The sequence below is a fragment of the Roseburia faecis genome (assembly GCF_001406815.1).
Lineage (GTDB): Bacteria > Bacillota > Clostridia > Lachnospirales > Lachnospiraceae > Roseburia > Roseburia faecis.
Window position 1 is genome coordinate 81,278 of the sequence record NZ_CVRR01000004.1, and the last position, 20,909, is coordinate 102,186.

Consider the following 20,909-nt stretch of genomic DNA (forward strand, 5'->3'; position numbering starts at 1 on the left):
ATTTGCGCCCGGAGTTTTATATTATTCCATGGCATACCGGATAAATTCCGGGAGAATTGCACGATACTTCTATCTCCACATTTCAAGAAACGCTTTCACTTCCCCCGGCATGCGTCCTTTGCGCCATGCAAGAAGAACCTCCGTTGCAAGATCCGCATGCAGAATATCACAGGACTGCATCTGATCCGACAGTTTGTGCATAGAAGCCGGAAGAATCGCAATTCCAAGCCCTTTTTCCGCCATGGTCATCGCTGTTCTGGCATCCTCACACTCACAATAAATATCACACAAAAGCCCCTTTTTTTCGAACGCGGACAACAGATAACTGCGGTAGCGGTGGGACAGGATCAGTTTCTGCTCTGACAGTTCCTCGAGCGTGATCCCATCTTTGTTTTTTTCTAAAACTGGGTTCCCTGCAGCCGCCATTGCAAGCAGCTTTTCCTGCATCAAAGTCCTGCTCTCACATCCTTTGAGCACAATCGGTGTCCGGAGTGTCGTGATATCGACTACGCCGTTTTCCAACTGCTCCCGCAGCGTAAATGTCGATCCCTCGTGGATATCAAAGCGAATATCCGGATGCGACGTGGAAAAACGGATCAGGTAATCGGACATCATAGAAACCGTGGACGGCGTAAATCCGATGTGGATTGTTGCCGCCTGGCTTGCCTTTATGACTTCCCGCTTGGTAATATCCGCCATGGTAAGAAGACTGCCCGCCCTATCATACAGTGTTTTTCCTGCTTCCGTTAATGTAATCTTTTTGGTGCCCCGCAAAAAAAGCTGCACCTGAAGTTCTTCTTCGAGCATCTTTACCTGATAACTCAGCGGCGGCTGTGTCATGTGGAGAACGCGCGCCGCACCGCTGATCGTACCGGCATCCACAATTGCCCGAAAGTATTCCAGTTGTTTTACATCCATAGCTTCTCCTTATATAATTTTTATTTGTTTAAGGCATAAAAGTAATATTTTTCATATATGTTAATCTATGGTATACTAAATGTCAACAGAAAGTCAAAATGAAAAAGAAAGAAATGAAATGATTGTGAAAAGAATTGATTTTGAACACGGGTCCATCCCAAGTAACATCTTAAACGCAGCGATTCCCATGCTGGTGGCGCAGCTTTTAAGCCTGCTTTACAACATCATAGACCGCATTTATATAGCAAGAATCCCGCATATCGGCACAACCGCTCTCGGCGCGGTCGGCTTATGTTTTCCGATTATTGTGATCATCACGGCTTTCAGCAACCTGTTCGGCAGCGGCGGTGCTCCGCTTTTTTCCATCCGGCGGGGGGAAAATAATTCCCGGAAAGCTTCCGAAATTATGAATACCTCCTATACGATGGTCTGCGGCGGCGCAATTGTTTTAATGGTCATTGGATTTTTGTTTGCGCGCCCGATCCTGCGTCTGTTCGGCGCTTCCGAGTCTGCTCTGGTTTATGCATACCCGTACCTGATGATCTATCTGCTCGGCACACTTCCGTCCATGATCTCCACCGGTATGAATTCGTTTATCAACGCGCAGGGATATGCCATGACCGGCATGACATCCGTTGCCATCGGCGCGGTGGCAAACTGCATTCTCGATCCGGTTTTCATCTTCGTCTTTTCGCTTGGAATCCGGGGTGCAGCAATTGCAACCGTGATTTCCCAGACACTCTCCGCTGCATTTGTCCTCTATTTTCTGAAAAAACGATCGGAGCTTAACGTACGGTTTCTGACCAGAATCGAACTCTCCCAGTGCACGGAAACTGCCAAAAACATCGTAAGCCTCGGAACCGCAGGATTTATTATGCAGCTTACCAACAGTTTAGTCAGCATCTGCTGCAACAACGTACTCTCCGTGACCGGAGGCGATATCTATATCTCCGTGATGACAATCATCTCCAGCGTCCGGCAGCTTGTCGAGACACCAATTTATGCCATGAATGAGGGAAGTTCCCCGATTTTAAGCTACAATTATGGGGCACGCCGCCCGAAACGTGTAAAACAGGCAATTGGTACAATGGCGGCTATGATCTTTGCATACACGGCAATCATGTGGTCGGTCATTATCGTTGCACCGCATTTCCTTATCGGGATTTTCAGTTCTGACAGCGAGCTGATCAAAGACGCGGTTCCTGCCTTAAAACTTTATTTTGCCGCATTTATTTTCATGGATCTGCAATACATCGGACAGACCACGTTTAAATCATTAAATAAAAAGAAGCAGGCAATTTTTTTCTCCCTGCTTCGTAAAGTATTTATTGTTGTGCCACTGACCTACCTGCTCCCATATGCGCTTGGCATGGGAACAAGAGGTGTGTTTATGGCGGAACCGGTCTCAAATGTAATCGGTGGAAGCCTGTGCTTTCTCACGATGCTTGCTACCGTGATTCCGGAATTAAATCATATGGAAAAACAAAAATAAGTTAATCCTCCATACCTGCGCGCAGCGCTGCTTCTTTTGCTTTTACGTCGGAAAGGAAATGCTCTTTTGCAAAGCCCATATCCTGCACCAGCTCCATGGTCCCGAGATATGTGCCTGCTGCATCCCGCACCGCCATATAGGTAACCAGCATGGTTTTTCCGTTTTTCTCCATCCAGATCGGCACTTTGTCGAGCGTTCCTTTCCGGAATTCCCCGATGATGTGCCGCACCTGCTGCTCCACTTTCGGGGGATGGCAGGAAAATACCTCGCGGTCGATCGCCATGCCCGGACGCTTGAAATCCTTTGGCCCTTCATTGAAAAAGCGGTTGATATTGTCCTCATCGACAAATGTGATCTCCAGAGGAATCGTGTTGAGCATTGCGGTAAGCTGCGCAACGGTCAGGTGCCCGCCCGGCATGATAATTTCTCCATTCCTTACATCTTTACTGCAATTTTCTGTATGCAGATACTTCTCTGCCGCCTCCCATGTCGCATTTTCCACACCAAAGCAGACCGGATAATCTTTCGAATCGCGGTAAATTCCAAACCACTCTTCCTCCGTGAAATTCAGGGCACAGTTCGGGAAGAAAATATTGGCTTCCTTGTAGATCATATCCTCCACGCGCTGCAACACAATGCGAAAACGTTCCAGCCAGTGATCTTCCGTCTTTTGAACCGGCAGCTGCTTTGCCAGTGCCGCCATTTCATCCCTGATCTCATCATCGGTTGTCCACATCACATCCGACGGGCCGCTGATCCCGTATTTTACTTTCAGATGCGGATACAGAAGATCCCCTTTCTTTGCATAATGGATCGCAACTTCCCGCAGCTTTCCAAACCGCTCCAGTGAAAGGGTATTGGTTTCCTCTATTTCGTTCCTGCATTCCCGGATGACGTTTTCCAACACTTCATTTTCGCGGGTAAACGTCTGCAGCGGATGTCCGGTGATTCCGGTTAAAGCCGCGGTAGCCGCCAGCTTTTTCTCTTTTACCGATGCCGCAACCGCTTTTTCCGCGTTGGCAACTTTTTCCTCACTCGTTGCACCGCGGAACAGTGCCGCATGGACATCACACAATTTCTGCACGGTCTCAAGTGGTGTGCCGCCCTGCAGAAGTTCCTGCTCCGCCTGCATGATCTCTGCCGGATCAACCGCTTTAAATTCTTTTGCGAAATCCGCCCTTACTTTTTCCAATTCTTCCCCGGCGCTCAGCCGCTCCAGATATGTTTTGATCTGTTCTACCCGCTTGTTGTGTTCCATGATTTTATCCTTTCCCATTTATATAGACTCTCTTACAAACAGTTTTTTCATTCTTCCGTTACAATATACACAAAAACAGGAAAAGAATATGTTGTTGCAACCACATTTTATATTTTATTTGTCGTACTGTACAGTTTTCGCAAAAGCAATTGTATCCTGCTTCGTATAATTTTTTGCATTTAATGCAATTGCATATCCATATGCATCGCCCTTCCTTGCCATCATAATACACCAATAGTTGCTTACCGGTTCCGCATTTTCTGTGTTCTCCAATTCACTCCATTCCGCCGCCGTATACAGATCATGTTCCGTCTGTATCAGATAAGCCGAAGATGCTAATCCAGACAGATTTCCCAGCCTTTTCATCTCTGTGTGGTTCCACTGGATGGTAACATCCGAAATCTGATCCCCCTGCCACAAAACACCAAAACTTCCCTCATTGTTTTGTGTAGAAAAGCGCATGACATATCCGGCGGCTTTCCATTCATCTGGCGCATAACCTCCAACATACGCATCCGGTTTCAACAGGCATCCGCCATAATCGCCAAGCGCCGCATCATAACTTTCTAATGTCAGACCTTTTGGTACCTCAAGCGTGATATCCATCACAGTCTGTCTCTGCGTTACTGTTTCTGTGTCCATTTCTGTGCCTGATTCTGTTAGTGTTACTGTTTCTGTGTCCGCATGACTGGTTTTTACCGAAGTGGTCATGCCGCATCCACAAAGTGCGATTGCAAGAATAAGTACCAGTGCAGTGACACATTTGCTCTTTCTTTGTTTACTGCATATACAGCGGATTCGTTTTTCCAATTGTGATTTACTCCCCTGCATATTTGTTGCTACTGAGAAAAAGCCCGTTTTATGCTGCAAAGCCGCGACAAACAACAGACTTTTTCCATATGCAGTTTTCTGCTTCTCCGATAATTGTGCCGCCACAGCCTCATCACATGCGAGTTCACAATCTTCCCGTGACAACCTTGCTGCCAGCCAGACCAGTGGATGAAACCAATAAAGCGCAACAAGAAAATTTCGCAAATACGACCACCAGATATCCCCATGTCTCTGATGCATCGATTCATGCAAAACAGCATAGTCAACAACTTCATCTTCTGGAAGTATCTGCTCCGGAAGATAAATATCCAGCTTTATTCCACGCGAACGAAACAAAAACGGGCTTCCTTCCAACGGTATTCCATAACATGTCCGTCTGCTGCCTTTTTCAATTGTACTTTGTACAGATACACAGCTTCTTTCCTCCAGCAGATATTTTCTGAATTTTCTTTCCTGCACAAACTGTCTGACCGCAAGAAGCAAAAAGCCTAAAAGCCAGATTTCATATAACCCATATGTTTTCACATAATCCTTCCATGTCTGTACTTCTTCCTCCTTTAATCGTGCAGGATCTGTTCGACTGCTTTCATCAATTATATCCCCTTGTTGTGAAAGTTTATTCTGCGCTGTTTCCCCCGTGGATAAAGATGTCTTTTTTACTGAGTTATATTCATTTTCTGATTTGTTATCCACAGCTTTCTGATTTTTCTGCGCAAGATCCACAAGATTCATTACACTGAATTTGCTTTGCTGTTGAAAAAGTTCTCTTCCTGCTACCGCCTTATAAACCATCTGTGGAAATGGCAAAAGCAGGCTGATCGCCACAAACAGCCACAATGCATAAACTCCGATACTTCCCACAAATCTACGCAGGCCTTTCCTTACAGGTAAAAGAAACAAGGTTAACAAAGAAGAAACCAGAACCGCTGCTAACACATACTTTCCCATATATTTACCCTTTCTCTTCTGTCTCTTCCAAAAGCTGCCGCAATTGTTTTAGATCCTGCTCGCTGAGCTGTTCCTGTTTTACCATTGTCGTAAGCATCTCTCCAAAACTTCCCCGATATACCCTGTCCAAAAAACTCTTTGTTTCCTGCTGCACAAAATCCGCCTGTTTTCCGACCGGATAGTAATGTTTTGCACGTCCGACGGTTTCGTAGGCAACCACGCCTTTTGCCTCCATGCGTTTTAACATGACAATAAGCGTATGTTTATCCCAGTCCGTCACCCCTGCAAAATCCTCGACCATCTCCATGATCGTGCGGTTTTTCTTCTTCCAGAGCAGATTCATAATTCTCCATTCTCCCTGCGAAAGCATTGTTTTTTCTTCCATACCGTCTCTCTTTTCCTTTCATCTTCCCATTTGGTAATCTTTTGTTTACCTCATCGTAGCACTTAGGTAAACATATGTCAACCTTTTACTTTTTTTGCAAAGTTTGCTTGACATTTTATGCAAAGTATACTATTCTATTTTTGCAAAGCAAGCTATGCAAAACGATAGTGTCAGCCCATTTGCTGAAAGCAAATTTTGCATGGGCTGATGTTCAACAAAAGGGGATCACCAATGAAAAACCGTATCAAAGAATTGCGCAAAGCCAATAAACTATCGCAAAGCGAACTGGCAGATATCGTGGGAACTACCCGCCAGACAATCACCTCTATTGAAGTAGGTAAATATACCGCTTCTTTAGGACTCGCCTATAAAATCGCACATCACTTTAACTTAACGATTGAAGAAGTTTTTGACTTCAGTGAAATTGAGAATGAGGAGTAATTTACTATGGAAAAGAAAATGGAAAAAATGAAAAAGGAAATCAAAACACAGAACCGTTTCTATCTGATTATCGCAGCGCTTTTTCTAATTGCACAGTGTACCAACACCTCCGGTGTACTGACCTCTGCCTACACAAATCCGCACTCTGCAGAATTTGTGCATGGGTTTGTACTTGGTCTGGTTATTGTAGTGGAAATTTTTGTAATACTGCAGTTTTGTAAAAACAGCAAAGCGCTCAAAGATGAAGCACTGTTAAAACGTCTGTACAACGAACGCCATGATGAACGCGCACAGCAGATTGAGGCTCTCGCCAGTCAGAAAAGTGTACAGATTGCACTTATACTCGCTGTCGCTGCCGGATTTATTGTCTGCTATTTTAGCCTGGAAGCCTTTCTTGGTATGCTTGGCGTCGTTATACTGACAGGTGTCGTAAGAAAATGCTGTAAAATTTATTATACGCGTACTTACACATTGCAATAACTTTGACAGTGCTGCACACCATTGTAATACAACCATCAGATATCAGGAGGAGAGTATACATGAACGTTGTTATTGCCATCGATTCTTTTAAAGGAAGCATGACTTCCCTTGAGGCCGGGGAGAGTGCCTCTGCCGGAATCCGGCGCATATATCCGGATGCAGATATCACCATCCGCCCACTTGCAGACGGTGGCGAAGGCACGGTGGAAGCTTTGACGCTTGGCTGTGGCGGCACACGCACACAGGTATGCGTAACCGGGCCTCTTGAAAAACCGGTGCTTTGCAGTTACGGCATTCTGGATGCTGGCAAAACTGCAGTCATCGAAATGTCCGGAGCTGCCGGAATTACACTCCTTTCCGAAACCGAACGGAATCCTTTGTATACAACAACCTACGGGGTTGGGGAAGTCATCAGAGACGCCATTTCCAGAGGCTGCAGACATTTTATTATAGGAATCGGCGGAAGTGCCACAAACGATGGAGGAATCGGTATGCTGCAGGCACTGGGATTTGACCTGCTGGATCAGGAAGGGGTTCCGGTACGTCATGGTGCTCTGGGCTTAAAGGATCTGGCTGTAATTTCAGACTCCCATGCGCTGCCGGAACTGAAAGAATGTACGTTTCGGATTGCCTGTGATGTGACAAATCCGCTCTGCGGTTCGCAGGGATGCAGCGCCGTTTTCGGTCCTCAAAAAGGCGCAGATCCTGCCATGATCCAGCAGATGGATCAGTGGCTTTCCTCCTATGCCGCACTCGCCGGAAAAAGCTTTCCGAAAACGAATCCCGCGCATGCAGGAGCCGGGGCTGCCGGCGGTCTTGGGTTTGCTTTTCTCACCTTTTTCCATGCCACTCTGGAATCCGGTGTAAACATCATTCTGGAAGAAACACATCTTTCCGACTATATAAAAAATGCAGATATTGTCATCACCGGAGAAGGCTGTCTGGATGGTCAGACCGTCATGGGGAAAGCGCCTGTCGGCGTTGCAAAGATTGCCAGAGAATTTCAAAAACCTGTGCTTGCATTTTCCGGCTGCGTGACAGAGGATGCAAAAGCCTGTCATGCAGCAGGAATTGATGCCTTTTTTCCGATTGTGCGGGGCGTTATTTCGCTTGAAGATGCCATGCAGACCGACCATGCAAAACAGAATATGACCGATACGGTGGAACAGGTATTTCGCATGCTTCGAACGTTTCAGAATATAAAATAATGAAGCAGATTGGTAAATCCCTGTTCGGTTGCATATTTCTCCAGCATTTTCTTCTGGTTTATGATACTGTTGCTGTCACCACTTTGCTCATCATCACGGACCTTTGCGGAATTTTCGTTACTGTTCAGAGGTAAACTTGTAACAAAAGAACCGATGGTATAGACTAATCGTAGTCAAAACCATCGGTTTTCTTATGCAAATATTTCTGCAATCTCGCGGAACAGATTGGCCTGCTCTTTTCTGCGCATCAAAACCAGCATGCTCATGCATTTACAGAGATGGTCGATGCTTGACGGACTCCGGAATGACACAGCCTGCGCCTGTTTTCTTTTATATTTTCTCAGCAGCCGTTCGGCTTCGTTATTCGTGGCAGGTACATTCTTATTATGGAGGAAAAGAAGATGATCTTTCTTATACTTTTTCATCCTTTTGTACAGGTTGTATCCATCACGGTAGTATTTCCCATGCGGCTCATAGTCGTATTCATCCCCGGCTATGGACAGGATTGTTTTATAACGTTCTTCAAATTCGGAGACGGTCTGCGGATCTGGCTCTTCTGATTCAGATAAACCATTCCGGTAATGGATCATTTCCTGTATCAGGGAATGCATCTGCCTGTTCCAGGAACGGTCTTTTTCGTTGTCCATGCTGTCTTTCAGATAACGCAGTACATGTGCAAGGCATTCCTGGTGGCCGGTTCCATACTTATAAAAGGTTACATCATGATCGTGGACCAGTGTCCCCTGATAGTCTTCAACGACCGTGCCCTTTATTCCATCGTGTCCCTTTTTGCCCCTGGCAAAATAGAGCACACCGCCATCCGGAACCGCACATACAAATACATACGAACTTTCCCCGTTTACACGGGCATTGGTACAGTCTGTATGCATGACAGGGGAAAGCAGCATGTCACGGAAAAGCTCTTTGCGCTGGGATTCTGTTTTTTCTGCAAATGACTGGCAGAGATTATTGATCATGCCTTTTGATATGTTTATTTTTCCATCTGTCAGATCAGACAAAAACCTGCGGCTTTTATCAATTGATGTACAGCAGCCATTATTCAGCAGAAACAGGAAAGCACGTAAATTTCCTCCATAGTTAACGTCATCAATGACTCCCTGTGGAAATGGTGCATGGATCCGTTCACCTGTTTTGGAATTATAGTGCACATCGGCATGATACCCGGTCACATGCACTTCTACGCTGATGTCGATTTTCTGCTTTGTAATGGTTTTCGATGTTTTCTTAAAGTCAGGGTCATGGAGTACTTCTTCGGGTGCAGGAAGATAGATTTCCCTTGTCGGGGTGAGTTTCTTTCTGCAGTGCCCCCTGTGTCCTGGCTGTCCACCGGGTTTCCTTCCTGTCTTTTCGCGGCTGTTGGATATTTTTTTGCGGGCGATAGATTTTGAAGACGGGATGGATGAGTTTTCATAGTTCCGGTTAATCTGTGCCGTCAGTTTCTGTACTTTTTGTTTTTCATCATCAAGCTCTGTCTTTACTTTGTAAAGTTCCCGTCTCTGGAAAGTTACTTTTTCAAGGGCAGTGTCGCGCTGTCTTTCTGCACGGATGGCCCTTTTTTCCATCATATCCGCCTTTTTTACTGCTTCGGCGACCATACGGTCGCATTCTTTTTGCAGCTGTTCAAAAATCTCAAACCATTGATTCCGAATCGTAATGGCATGGCTGTGTTCTTTTGCTACAGCTGCTTCCAGTTTTGCAATTCTGCGTTCCAGGGCACGCACCTGTGTAAGGTGCTGTTTTTCCATTCGGATATATTTTTCTCCCGATTGAAAGGCTGCAAGTTCTTCCTGTGCTTCTTTCAGCCTGTATTGAAGTACTGTAATGGTTTCAAAAGAATTTCCCATCCCCATGCCGCGTCCTTTCCTTAAATGTTTGTCAGATCATCAATGATTTTTTCTAATTCTGCATTATGTTCCTCAAGGGATTTGATCAATGAGGACTGGGTTTCAATGACCCTGTGCTGCAGTCCGTTTGTATGCTCAAGACTGCCTATAAGTTCTTCATATGCTTTGAGTTTGCTTTTATCATCTGCGTTCATTTGTGCCTCCTTAAGTATAGGATAAGTACAGCAAAAACAGGGACGAATGGGAAATCGGACGAATTCCGGGACTGGCAGAATGACGGTGGATAACCGGAAGAAAAATGAAAGAAGCAGGACTGGAAATCCGTATTCCAGCCATGTAAAAGCAGGAAAATATGCAGGTACTGTTTATAATTTCAAAAGAAAAAGCAGGATTCGGAAGTCGTTAACGAAACTTTCCATCCTGCTTGAGTTTATCCACAAATATATTTTTTTAAATTTCGTCAGTTTTTACAATGGTCTGAACAGTAACGCTATGGGCAGGCTCTCATATACTTCATCAGCATAAATATATACATCACACCTTCCTCTGTGATAGAATGTAAAAAACGGAGGAAAATACTATGTCAAAACGTTCAGATGAAATCAGAAACAAGTACATACAGAATCCACCTGAAGGCATGACTGCTGATGACATCCGCCACATGAGTGAGGATGATTTGCTTGATATGGATTACTTCTTAAATGAAGACGATGAGTTTGGTGAAGACTTTCCTGGAGCTGAAGGCTTCTATATCTTCTAAAACCTATCGTTTACTTGTCGTGCCCGCTAAATTGCGGGCCCTTTTCATATCTAGCTATCCCAAAGTTAGAACTTTCCTATAAATTAAAAAAGACGAAAAATAAACGATACAGATTTCTCTGTATCGTCCATTTTTCTTTTTTGATTAAATCAATGTAAAATCAAGCCGAGGCAGACTCCTGTCAAAATGATTTTTGCAGTTCTTTTCAAATCAGGTATCTCCTTCCTGCTATCTTTATACCAGATGGTACATGTAAACCGTTTATTCACTCAACGACATCCGATACAGGAATGCGGCTATTTCCGCTCTTGTACAGGCAGCATCCGGATTGAATCGTCCTTTGCTATTCGCTTGTGCGATACCCTTCTCTTTGGCCCACGCCACTGCCTGTGCGTAGTATTCATCAGAAGAAACATCTTTAAAAGCTGTCTCTTGCTCTGCTGCCGGTTTTCCTTGCGCACGCCATAGCATTGTGATCGCCTCGGCTCTCGTTATCGCAGCATTTGGTCTGCTGCCATCCGAAATTCCCTGGTTTTTAGCCCATGCACGTGCTTTGCTGTACCACTTCTTTCCACCTGTCAGATCTACGTCTTCCCATCGTGCGAGAATCGTCCATAGCCGTGCCCGGGTAATTTTTGCTTCCGGTGCAAAAGCCGTACTGCTCTTTCCATTCATCAGCCCGCGTGCACTTACAAAATCAATGGAATCCTTCGCCCAATGTTTTTTTGTATCCTTAAAGTTTTTCGCCTTATCTACGAGCTTCACTGTAGTGTCTTCGTCCACGATCAGCTGAACTCCATCTTTTGCAGCCACTGATTTCTTCACAATTTTCTCAGTGCCATCGGCATTGACAAGCACTGCGACTGTACCTACGGTCATATTTTTTACCGGAATCTTCACTTTCGTTTTCCCTGCACCCTCCGGTAGATTGATGGTCACAGTGGATGCAGCTTTTATATTTTTACCTGCCTTTACTTCAACCGGAAGTTTAACTGCTTCACCTGATTTTTCAGCATTTGCGATCGCCTTTTCACTAAGCTGCACTTCTGCTGTGATCATTCCTTTTTTACCGTTCACTATGGCAACAGTCGTTCCATCCGAATCCTTGATGTCCGGCGTAGTTGTTGCAGATGCATTTCCGTTAGCTGCGCCGCCTCCCGCGGTGGCACCTCCTGCTGCTGCACCGCCTCCTGACGATGATCCGCCCCCTGCTGAAGATCCGCCTCCTGCTGAAGATCCGCCTCCTGCCGTGGAACCGCCTCCTGACGATGATCCACCTCCTGACGTTGTTCCTCCGCTGACATCCGCTTTTTTCGTTACGGTTACGGTAACACGATTACTGTCGGCCGCAAGATATTTCTCATTATCACCGGAATAATGAGCAGTAAATGTATAAGTACCAGCTTGATCGAGCCGGATCGTCTGAGCCTCCCCTGTGCCGGATATCGGCAGCGAAGGATCTGCCGTGTAAGTTACTCCGCTTAAATCCACACCAAATCCTGAGGTTTCGCTGACACTTAACATGACCTGTTCTCCTTCGGTCACTGTATCCGGGCTTGTCGCCAGCAGAATGACCGGAGCTTTCTTAACATTCGGTGACGGTGCGATATATTCACTCCATCTTGCATACAACACCGTATTGCTGCTATATACTCTTGTCAAATCAACTTTCTCACCACCTGTCGTATACCATCCGTCAAACACATATCCTTCACGGGCCGGTGCCGGAAGATCACCGAGTTTTCCATTGATTCCGGTCGTTTTTGTTGTATTTTCTCTTCCGTCATTATAACAAAAAGTAACTGTATAACTCTTTGCAGGCTCCGGTGCCGGCAAGATATCCTGACCTTTGTTTGGAAGCGTTCCTTCGTAAGCAAGAACAGTTCCCTGCTCATCCCTCACTGCATATCCGACCGTGTCACCGGTTCGCAGATCTGCATTGGACGGGATGGTATATAAGAGGGAACAATTTTTCAAACCGGAATTAAAATCGCTTCCATGATATTCCAACGTTCCCTTCGGGCGGAAATTGCCCTTTTCCGTCCAAAGCGGAATCTTGAACGTTTCTGACGCTGCTACAGGCTGACCATCAGCAGTAGCAATGGTTCCGTCAGCATGGTTTACCCATACCTGTAATGTCACCTGACTGAGCTTTGTATCGGAAAGGTTCTGCACGATTGTACGCAGCTCAATCTTCTGCCCCTTCATCTCTGTCGGTTGGAAAGTAATTTTATCTGCCCCTGTCAAAAGGCGTGTCTTTTTGTCTGCGTCAAATTTTGTATAACCCCAACCGGTTGCATCACTAAAATCTGAAAGCTTCGTATATGCATCTGTGCGCTTTGTCACTTCCGGTTCTGCCACATACAGATCCGGACCCTCTGTGACCAGCTGGCGCATCCGCTTATTTCCCTGCAGCTTACATACCTCGCAGAAACCATTCCAGGTCTGGCGCATCATACATTCACGGCTGGAATTATAAATCTTATCCGTATCATAATCTGTATGAGGAACACTGTATGTCTTCCGGAAGCCAAGCAGCTGTCTCCATTTTACCTGTTCAGGATCACTGATCCCCGTTCTGTTTAGCGAAGTTTTTTCAGACGCTTCTCCCATAAAAGATCCGCTGTTGTACTCGTCTCCAAGCCATAACAGACCATGACCAAGCTCATGCGTAAGCGTTTCGACTGCACGCTGGCTGTATGCAGGGCTGACAATATAATGGAATCCGTAATCAAGATCGTTGAATGCCCCGCCAAAATCATTTGCAGAATTGACCAGAAGTACGAACTGGCTGATGTAGTCATGTACATATTTATACTTTTCAAAATCCCAATCTACATTCGGATCTGCCTGCTGCGGAATATGGGCATCATGCACTTTCTCGATAAACGCCGGTCCGATACACCGTTCAAAAATATGGTTCTTCCACTGACTTCCATTCACGGATATATTCTTTCCCCATACATCGAAAAATGTACTGTCATATCCATCAATGGCACTGTACGTTTTATCCGATGCCGTACATAATGCATATACATTGAAGCGATCCTTGTACGTCTTATATGGCTCATACTGCATCGCGCCTTCCCATAACCGTTTGGCAGCTGCAACAAATTTTTGCTGCTCGCCTTTTGTGTAACCTTCACCGCAGATGACGACAACCATATTCTCATTATCGCTGCGCGTCTTCTGGATGACCTGGATAGGTATCGTGGCAGATTCGTATTTCTTGCTCTTGGAATAATTCGGTCCAAGATATAACTGTATACTCTTGTCAAGCGAAACATCCCACTCCTGCCCCGGTGTTGGTCCATCTCCGGAAACTGTAAAGTTCTCCTCCGGTTTATTTACGGCTGCACCGCGGTAAGGGGAATCAGCTGTACCGTCTCCACCAGTCACCTGATAATATTGCGTATCAAGATAAAACGCCGGACGGACACCATAAAAGCCTAAATACGGAGCGTTTCTGTCTATTCTTCCATCCGTCTCCACATAGCGCATATCGTGGTTGCAATCCGTCACCGGAGTCCGCAGCCAGTAAGGCCACCTCACGCCACCCTTATAAGCAATATGATAACTGTCTCCAAGCTGGCTGTTATTTTGATAGACTTTGTTTATCTGCTTTACATCCATTAAGAATACTTTATCCGTAACGTTCTCATAATAGGCCTGATCAAATCCGTTAGCGGCTGCTTCTATATTTGTGTCATAAGGCAGATCTGCCCCCTGGCCTTCGATCATTCCCGCATTATATTCCGGATGGGATACGATCGAACGCTGGGTTACCGTTTTAATCGCTGCGATCTCGTCCTCCTTAAAGCCGTTTAAAAAGCCTGCTGCCTGGTCATATGGATTCTCTCCTACAAAGCCACTCTTTGGAGGGTTTCCGCAAAGCCATTCTACCTTCCCGGCTTCCGCCTTGGAATTCAGCCAGGAACGCATATTGCTGTCACGCCATTGATTTGAGCCATATGTCCCACGCTTTAGGTTACGGCTGTGCGAACGCGTAGCGCTGTTTTCACTTGTTTTGGCATCATAAGCCATCGTTGCCAGCACCTGATCGGAGAGCATGAGCGGTCCCATCTCATCAACATCGACGCAGCGCCATAAGATTGGCTGCCCGTTATAGTTTCCCAGCCTGATATAGTCTCCGATGCTAATATTGCTTGTGCCAACACTGCTCGTCTCCTCTGCAGCTGCCTGTGTACTTGAAAATGGCAGCACCGACAATACCATACAAATACATAAAACAAGTGCTGTAAGCTGTTTTTTCATAAGTAGTATCCTCCCTTTCATCTGTTATGTATTCCCGTAAATAAATTTCCGCCGACTCTATAAAGCATTCTCTACCTTATCCCATGTGTGGGTCAGTTCAAATTGTGCCTGTGTCAAGTAAAAATAAGTCTATTTCACGGCAGCCTTCGCACCCTGATCCTGCACCGGATCATCCCAGGTCACATCAATATAGCGGTAGCTGCTTCCGTCTTTCACATAATTCCACGCATGTGATCCGCCACCGGCTTCACCCGGAACGGCGATCGAACAGATGCCGGCTTTTGCGGCAAGCAGGTTAAAAACACCTGCATAGCCCTGACATACCGCCTTTTTCTCAATCAGACAACCATATGCGGTATAGGCATCATCATATCCGTATCTGCGCGCGTTCTCATCGTAGACACAGTTTTTCACGAGATAATTGTGGATCGCACGCAGCTTCTGTTTGCGCGTCATTCCGTCCCTGATAATCCGGGGAATAATCGCGTTCGCCTTTGCATTCGCCTGTTTTATTTTACCCGTGATCTGCGCCGCACTCAGGTCATTACCTGCCCGGTAATCAAATGTTCCATCGGTACTCTTCCAGATGACCAGACTATAATTGTACTCCGGATGATGCTGCAATGCGAGTACAAATGTCTCGTAATACACCGCTCCGTCCGCACAATAGCTAGTGCTGTAATCACGCTTTTTCATCGCCTTAAGCACATGCTTATAGGCATCTTTTTCGGACTTGACGACTGTGATCTTTTTCGTAAACCGAAAAGATATGTCAAAGTTCCCTTTCTATTATACAGGAAGTCTCCTATAATGTCAAGCCCTAAATCACTGATTTTTCAGGCTTTTCTTTAAATATTTACCTCATAAAACAGAGCCACAAGTGTATGACAGTCATTGTATCTTGTACTGAATAGTTAGAAGAGGGTGCAGTTTATAAAGCGTCCCTTTGTTTTGCTTTATAAAGGCTATAAATCCTCTGTTAACTATGATGGTGAACCTTCCGTGTCTAATGGTATCGTGTACCAACTTCCTTCGTCCCACCTGCTCATACACCGAGTGCCCGCTAAGCTTTCTAACAGGGTCATTGCCCTACGGAGTGAACTACTGCAGGCTACAGCTCTTGTTTATATTTTGATTTTACTGACCTGCCCTTTCCGCAGGGTACGGATATTCCGTGGACGCTTCCCTTGTTTCGTTACCTGCTGGTCATTGTGCTGATGCAGTGCTTGTTGCACTCCATCGTTATCGGGTTTCTTTCCAGAACCCTGCCCGATTTCGGAATCATCCGCAACCCGGCAAGGCTCTGGAATAAATAATGCTGTCGATTGTCTTATGCTGCAATCGCTTCCTTCTTTTCCGGCCGCCTGATGTCCATCAGCATCTTCTTCGGATCATAGACCGTTCCCTTCTTCAGAATCGTATAAACGATTCTCAAAAGCTTGCAGGCTATCACAATCAGTGACTGCATCTTTTTCAGCGGATTGTCAGGGCGTGTCGTGTAGTACACATGGAGTTCTTTAACTTCCTCCGCATGAGCCACTGCTGACTTTGCCGCCTGGAATAACCAGTATCTGAGTCGTTTGCGTCCTCTGTGACTGATTTTGGTCTCTCCCTTATGCTTTCCTGAGCTACATGCTACAAGACCTAATCCGCTTAATTTTTGTATTTCCTTAACATCATCAAATCTCGAAATGTCTCCCATCTCTGCAAGAATTCCGGAAAGAATATTTATTGTGTCAGGCACCATTGTTTTCAAACTGCATAACATCATCCGGCGGATTCAGAGCATACAAAAGTCCATACGGCGAGCTGTATTCCCATTTCACTGGGATACTGACAAGCGCCGGGTGGACATCCTGCCAACATTCCAGTATTAAGAGAACATTCCCGGTTTCTATACAGCGGTTAAATACAGACATATCATAATATTTATTGTGTCAGGCACCATTGTTTGTCAGGCACCATTGTTTTTTCATTCTCGGCATTGGAAGAACTTCTGCATATCTTCTGGTGAAAGAAGAACATTTCAGTTCCATTCCTCTGCCAGCAGGAAGTCACGAATATTGCGGTGTTTGATTCCATCTCGGCTCATATCCAGTTCGTCCATCGTTACAACGTATTTCGGGAAATTGTCACGAACACCGGCAAACGCCCCAAACTCACGCTGGATGGTTTCCTCCGAGGCAAGTAGATAGGAAACCTGAACATACAGCTTTTTCCCATGATCTTCACATACGAAGTCAATCTCCTTGTCAGAGACTTTCCCAACAGTCACAGAATAACCACGGCGCAGCAGCTCCATGTAGACAACATTTTCAAGGACAAGGTTAATGTCCTTCATGTTGCCACCGTACACGGCTTCCCGGACACCATGATCTGCAACATAGTATTTCTCGTTGACGGTCAGGATTTTCTTTCCCTGGAGGTCTTGGCGCTTCACCTGATAAAACAGGAATGCGTCCGTGCAGGCTTTGATGTAGTTCAGTACCGTTTCTGGTGAAACGGAGCGCCCTTCACTTTTCAGATACTTGGAAATGGCTGTGGAAGAAAAGGTAGTGCCGATGTTGGAAGTTATATAAGCAATAATTCTCTCCAGCATATCCACATCACGGATATTGTTTCGCTTGATAATATCTTTCAGCTCTACGGAGTTGAACAAGTCCCGCAAATACTGACGACTGGCGGCATCGTCGTAGCGAAGGTTGCTCAAATAGGGCATTCCTCCCAGCGTCAGATATTTTGTAAAGCATTGTCTTTCGTCTGCACCTTCGTAAACGGTGTGATACAGCTCCATAAACTCTCTGAATGAAAACGGGTAAATCACGAACTCCACATACCGTCCGGCAAGATAAGTGGCAAGCTCACCGGAAAGCAGCTTGGCGTTGGAACCGGTAATGTATATATCACAATCCAGCTCCACCCGGAAAGAGTTGATACATTTTTCCCAATCAGCCACCTCTTGGATTTCGTCGAAGAACAGATAAACCTTGCCGCTGATTTCTTTTGTTCTGCGAAGGATTTCATCATGCAATGCAACAGCCGTACAAAGGTGTGCATTGCTCATGTTCTCAAAATTCAGGGAAATAAACTGTTCTGGTTGGACCCCGTTTTGGGCAAGTTCCTCTTGGATCAGGTTCAGCATGACAGATTTTCCACTACGGCGAATCCCTGTCAGAACCTTTATCAGCTCATTTCCGATAAAAGGACGAATACGGCTCATATAAATTTCTCGTTTAATCATGTAGACCAGCCTCCCTTCTGAAACTGTCTATATGGTACCACGGCTATAACTGATTTTCAATACCGCAAATCCAGTTTTATCAGATATAATTGATAAAATACGAATTTCGACACAATCAGACAGTTATACCGAACGAAGTTGGGCTATGCGTTTTTATTGTGTCAGGCAGCATTGTTTCATATTGAAATATAGTGTCTCTGTGCATGTTCTATATACCTCTGATTATATAATATTCAATTTATATAATCTCTCAAATGCTTTTTTATCAAAGTCTGCTTCTGTAATATATAGCTTTCTATCGCTATCAATGTCATTCTAACTCAATAGTCATATCAATTATACAATTAAAAGCAAAGATGCTGCTAACTGAATAACAACATCTTTGCTTGTTTAGAATGGGGATTATAAAATTTTAATGATAGTATACTGTGACATAAATATTTTTTAATGTTGCTGCTGCAACAGTTCCCGTTGAATACCTTGTAGATTCAAATTGAACATAATAATTTCCAACAGGGCTTAAATTATAATTGCCAAAATCTGCAAAAGTAAGAGAACTATTCCAACTTTTGCTGTCTGTATATCTGTCAAATGTGCCATCTCCATTATCCTCATCTTTAGCAACAAATAATTCGATGTTTCCACTACTTCCACTACTTTTTGTGGATGTAACCACTATTTTACTGATTGTGGAGCCTGACGGAACAGATGTGCTGCTGATTGTAAAAGAACCAAGAGCGGAAGTTGCCACTGTATCATTTGTTCCAAAAAAGGAATTTAACATTCCAACAGAATGTCGTGATGATCCAGAAGTTAATGCTGTCGGAGTTATTTCAAATGTCATTGTTTTCTCCGTCTCCGAATAATTTTCCTGAGTTTCTGCCGCAAAAGCTGTGACATTCATTGTAAAAAGCATGACAACACATACAATAATAGAAAAAAAACGTTTTCTCACAATGAATCTACCTCCATACTTTATGTAATCATCCCCATCTAAATATACTAAATTGAAAAATCAAATCTTCCACCGATTTTATTATCCTCTGGTTTGATAGAATTCCATTCAATATTTTTAATTTTATCCAAAAGTTCATCTTTTGAATTTGCTTGAACAGTAGCTTTTTTTACTTCAATTTGCTTTAATTGTTCCTTTTTCTTCGCCTCTTTCTTCTCCGCAGCTTTCTTTTCCTGAATTTTTTCAAGATATTCTTTCTGACTAGCTGATGTTTTTTCTAATTGAGCAAAGAATGTTGTAGTTCCATCACTATTAAAAGAAATACCAAACTTTGTTATTTTTGTATCAGTATCTGCACTGTTTTCTATTCCGTTTGTCTTACCAAATGCTCTTTCAAATCCAAACTGAGCATTGATTTCATCCGACATACGCAAAGCACCTTCAATACTATGCATCTTTTCAGCATAATATTTGGGATCGGATGCCATCTTCTCCATTTCTTCCTTTGAGAAAATAACCGTAAACTCTTTATCACTTTGTGCTAAAATATCTTTAGCATTATCACCATTTTCAAAATCTGCAACCATAAAGTCCATATCTGTTCTTGAGCCACGCATATCTTTAAGCATTTTTTGTGCCTCTTTACTTAGATTTTTTTCGGCTATACTTTCTGTCACATTTTTCTTGACCTTATCATTTTCTGTTGTTTTCGCTGTTTCTTTTTTCTTATCTACTGTACCTGCCTTGTAGGTATTCTGATAACTTCCATAAACAGTACCCGTTGTATTCACATTCATTGACATATCCTTTGTCCTCCTTCTCTGAATCCGTTCTTTATTATTTATTGTTTCTAATATTATATATCGGCTTTATTCCGAAAACTATAATCCTCCCTGTTATTTTTATCCCATGATTATTGAAAATCTAAAATTTGAAATTCACTCTTAAATCAGATTATGCATTAAATATTATTGCTATTGACAAACCACCTAAATATGAATTAAAAGATACTTCTTGCTCAACAGAAAAAAGCAGCCTATTGCAAGTTTATTGTGTCAGGCACCAATTGTTCTGTCAGACTGGAAGTAAACATTTCACATTTTTTAAATGTGGCTGGTGGAATTTAGTCTGACACACCGAATTCCAGTAGCCTGTTTTTCATGCCATAAAAACAACAAAATTTCGATAAGCTAGCTTAATTATAACAGAAAGCAAGAGATTTTGTTAAAAAAACTCCTGCAAAATCAGCAAAATTTAAAAGCCGATGGAATTTACTCTTGCACTGGAATTTACTTTTTCAAGTCAGCTTTATGATTCATATTTATTGTGTCAGACACCATTGTTTTTTATGAAATGTAATCATATGCTATCCGTTCCGCGCCACCTTTAACATATATATTTCCACATTTGTGAAATCCAAATCGCTCAATTGCTGTCTGCATAGAAATATTATCTTTGTGCGTATCAATGCGAATATAGTCTATCTGTTTTATGCAATATTCAAAACATGCTCTGGCAATTCCTTTTACTATTCCACTAGATGCCAACCGATGAATCGTCCCATAGAGTCTGTCATCTGTCCATTTTCCATTTTTAATAACCTGATAAGTTGGTTCTTCTCCAATAATAAAAGAAAATGTTCCCACAATCATTCCATTATTTACAATTACATAGCTGTTTCCTGCATCTATATCCGTTTTTAGTATCTCCTCGCCAGGGTATCCATCTCCCCATTGTGTTTTATTTCCATGTGCAGCCATGTACTCCTTAGCAGTTGTAAAAATAGCCATAATCTGCTTAATATCTTCTCTTGTGCTTTTTCTAATTTCCATATTTCCTTTACTCATAATTC

The 20,909-nt window shown here is 43.9% G+C and carries 17 protein-coding genes and 2 pseudogenes; 5 read left to right on the forward strand and 14 right to left on the reverse strand.

Annotation, left to right across the window (positions count from 1 at the left end):
- Nucleotides 1-69: 69 nt before the first annotated feature.
- A complete protein-coding gene (locus M72_RS00875) occupies nt 70-918 on the reverse strand; it encodes a LysR family transcriptional regulator (RefSeq protein WP_055066844.1) in 849 nt (282 codons plus the stop codon).
- Between the two features lie 124 nt (nt 919-1,042).
- Here M72_RS00875 and M72_RS00880 point away from each other — a divergent pair, with 124 nt between their 5' ends.
- A complete protein-coding gene (locus tag M72_RS00880) occupies nt 1,043-2,410 on the forward strand; it encodes an MATE family efflux transporter (RefSeq protein WP_055066859.1) in 1,368 nt (455 codons plus the stop codon).
- A 1-nt stretch (nt 2,411) separates the two neighbouring features.
- Here the strand turns inward: M72_RS00880 and M72_RS00885 are convergent, their stop codons facing one another.
- The 3 genes from M72_RS00885 to M72_RS00895 form a co-directional block, all read right to left on the reverse strand.
- Complete coding sequence (locus tag M72_RS00885) at nt 2,412-3,686, reverse strand: DUF438 domain-containing protein (protein ID WP_055066845.1); 1,275 nt, start codon at nt 3,684-3,686, stop codon at nt 2,412-2,414.
- Between the two features lie 96 nt (nt 3,687-3,782).
- Nucleotides 3,783-5,447 (reverse strand): M56 family metallopeptidase, encoded by a 1,665-nt coding sequence (locus M72_RS00890; RefSeq protein ID WP_055066846.1) that lies wholly within the window; start codon nt 5,445-5,447, stop codon nt 3,783-3,785.
- 4 nt (nt 5,448-5,451) lie between these two features.
- Nucleotides 5,452-5,832 carry a BlaI/MecI/CopY family transcriptional regulator gene (locus M72_RS00895; protein WP_055066847.1) on the reverse strand — a complete coding sequence of 127 codons (381 nt, stop codon included), beginning with the start codon at nt 5,830-5,832 and terminating at the stop codon, nt 5,452-5,454.
- Nucleotides 5,833-6,063: 231 nt separating this feature from the next.
- Here M72_RS00895 and M72_RS00900 point away from each other — a divergent pair, with 231 nt between their 5' ends.
- From M72_RS00900 to M72_RS00910, 3 genes are read left to right on the forward strand one after another with little or no spacing between them, the layout of a single operon-like run.
- A complete protein-coding gene (locus tag M72_RS00900; protein WP_022044860.1) occupies nt 6,064-6,273 on the forward strand; it encodes a helix-turn-helix transcriptional regulator in 210 nt (69 codons plus the stop codon).
- A 6-nt stretch (nt 6,274-6,279) separates the two neighbouring features.
- A complete protein-coding gene (locus M72_RS00905) occupies nt 6,280-6,753 on the forward strand; it encodes a DUF2178 domain-containing protein (RefSeq protein WP_022044859.1) in 474 nt (157 codons plus the stop codon).
- 59 nt (nt 6,754-6,812) lie between these two features.
- Nucleotides 6,813-7,961, forward strand: coding sequence for a glycerate kinase family protein (locus M72_RS00910; protein WP_055066848.1), 1,149 nt, complete (start codon nt 6,813-6,815; stop codon nt 7,959-7,961).
- Between the two features lie 191 nt (nt 7,962-8,152).
- Here the strand turns inward: M72_RS00910 and M72_RS16175 are convergent, their stop codons facing one another.
- Both M72_RS16175 and M72_RS17000 read right to left on the reverse strand, forming a co-directional pair.
- A complete protein-coding gene (locus M72_RS16175) occupies nt 8,153-9,832 on the reverse strand; it encodes an IS66 family transposase (protein WP_082413713.1) in 1,680 nt (559 codons plus the stop codon).
- Nucleotides 9,833-9,846: 14 nt separating this feature from the next.
- Nucleotides 9,847-10,020, reverse strand: coding sequence for a hypothetical protein (locus M72_RS17000; RefSeq protein ID WP_006855274.1), 174 nt, complete (start codon nt 10,018-10,020; stop codon nt 9,847-9,849).
- A 386-nt stretch (nt 10,021-10,406) separates the two neighbouring features.
- Here M72_RS17000 and M72_RS00930 point away from each other — a divergent pair, with 386 nt between their 5' ends.
- Nucleotides 10,407-10,586, forward strand: a complete 180-nt coding sequence (locus M72_RS00930; protein ID WP_022045620.1) for a hypothetical protein — start codon at nt 10,407-10,409, stop codon at nt 10,584-10,586.
- 261 nt (nt 10,587-10,847) lie between these two features.
- Here the strand turns inward: M72_RS00930 and M72_RS00935 are convergent, their stop codons facing one another.
- The 8 genes and pseudogenes from M72_RS00935 to M72_RS00970 form a co-directional block, all read right to left on the reverse strand.
- Nucleotides 10,848-14,861, reverse strand: a complete 4,014-nt coding sequence (locus M72_RS00935; RefSeq protein WP_022045619.1) for an S-layer homology domain-containing protein — start codon at nt 14,859-14,861, stop codon at nt 10,848-10,850.
- Nucleotides 14,862-14,990: 129 nt separating this feature from the next.
- On the reverse strand, nt 14,991-15,569 hold the full coding sequence (locus M72_RS00940; RefSeq protein ID WP_141652673.1) for a transglutaminase domain-containing protein: 579 nt from the start codon (nt 15,567-15,569) through the stop codon (nt 14,991-14,993).
- A 622-nt stretch (nt 15,570-16,191) separates the two neighbouring features.
- A pseudogene (locus tag M72_RS00945) lies at nt 16,192-16,590 on the reverse strand (transposase); the annotation flags it as partial.
- Nucleotides 16,591-16,597: 7 nt separating this feature from the next.
- Nucleotides 16,598-16,792, reverse strand: a pseudogene (locus tag M72_RS18005) (LysR family transcriptional regulator); the annotation flags it as partial.
- Nucleotides 16,793-16,887: 95 nt separating this feature from the next.
- Complete coding sequence (locus tag M72_RS00955) at nt 16,888-18,102, reverse strand: ATP-binding protein (protein WP_055066850.1); 1,215 nt, start codon at nt 18,100-18,102, stop codon at nt 16,888-16,890.
- A 412-nt stretch (nt 18,103-18,514) separates the two neighbouring features.
- Complete coding sequence (locus tag M72_RS00960) at nt 18,515-18,946, reverse strand: hypothetical protein (protein WP_226948375.1); 432 nt, start codon at nt 18,944-18,946, stop codon at nt 18,515-18,517.
- A gap of 158 nt (nt 18,947-19,104) precedes the next feature.
- Nucleotides 19,105-19,860: a DUF6033 family protein gene (locus M72_RS00965; protein WP_171029228.1), complete on the reverse strand. Its 756-nt coding sequence runs from the start codon at nt 19,858-19,860 to the stop codon at nt 19,105-19,107.
- 543 nt (nt 19,861-20,403) lie between these two features.
- Nucleotides 20,404-20,904: a GNAT family N-acetyltransferase gene (locus M72_RS00970; RefSeq protein WP_243241898.1), complete on the reverse strand. Its 501-nt coding sequence runs from the start codon at nt 20,902-20,904 to the stop codon at nt 20,404-20,406.
- Nucleotides 20,905-20,909 lie beyond the last annotated feature (5 nt).

Bases quoted from the DNA above. Each gene is read 5' to 3' on its own strand.
- M72_RS00960 (WP_226948375.1), bottom strand. From the start codon at position 18,946: ATGACATTTGAAATAACTCCGACAGCATTAACTTCTGGATCATCACGA.
- M72_RS00970 (WP_243241898.1), bottom strand. From the start codon at position 20,904: ATGAGTAAAGGAAATATGGAAATTAGAAAAAGCACAAGAGAAGATATT.
- M72_RS00965 (WP_171029228.1), bottom strand. From the start codon at position 19,860: ATGTCAATGAATGTGAATACAACGGGTACTGTTTATGGAAGTTATCAG.
- M72_RS00900 (WP_022044860.1), top strand. From the start codon at position 6,064: ATGAAAAACCGTATCAAAGAATTGCGCAAAGCCAATAAACTATCGCAA.
- M72_RS00895 (WP_055066847.1), bottom strand. From the start codon at position 5,832: ATGGAAGAAAAAACAATGCTTTCGCAGGGAGAATGGAGAATTATGAAT.
- M72_RS00875 (WP_055066844.1), bottom strand. From the start codon at position 918: ATGGATGTAAAACAACTGGAATACTTTCGGGCAATTGTGGATGCCGGT.
- M72_RS17000 (WP_006855274.1), bottom strand. From the start codon at position 10,020: ATGAACGCAGATGATAAAAGCAAACTCAAAGCATATGAAGAACTTATA.
- M72_RS00935 (WP_022045619.1), bottom strand. From the start codon at position 14,861: ATGAAAAAACAGCTTACAGCACTTGTTTTATGTATTTGTATGGTATTG.
- M72_RS00955 (WP_055066850.1), bottom strand. From the start codon at position 18,102: ATGATTAAACGAGAAATTTATATGAGCCGTATTCGTCCTTTTATCGGA.
- M72_RS00905 (WP_022044859.1), top strand. From the start codon at position 6,280: ATGGAAAAGAAAATGGAAAAAATGAAAAAGGAAATCAAAACACAGAAC.
- M72_RS16175 (WP_082413713.1), bottom strand. From the start codon at position 9,832: ATGGGGATGGGAAATTCTTTTGAAACCATTACAGTACTTCAATACAGG.
- M72_RS00890 (WP_055066846.1), bottom strand. From the start codon at position 5,447: ATGGGAAAGTATGTGTTAGCAGCGGTTCTGGTTTCTTCTTTGTTAACC.
- M72_RS00885 (WP_055066845.1), bottom strand. From the start codon at position 3,686: ATGGGAAAGGATAAAATCATGGAACACAACAAGCGGGTAGAACAGATC.
- M72_RS00910 (WP_055066848.1), top strand. From the start codon at position 6,813: ATGAACGTTGTTATTGCCATCGATTCTTTTAAAGGAAGCATGACTTCC.
- M72_RS00930 (WP_022045620.1), top strand. From the start codon at position 10,407: ATGTCAAAACGTTCAGATGAAATCAGAAACAAGTACATACAGAATCCA.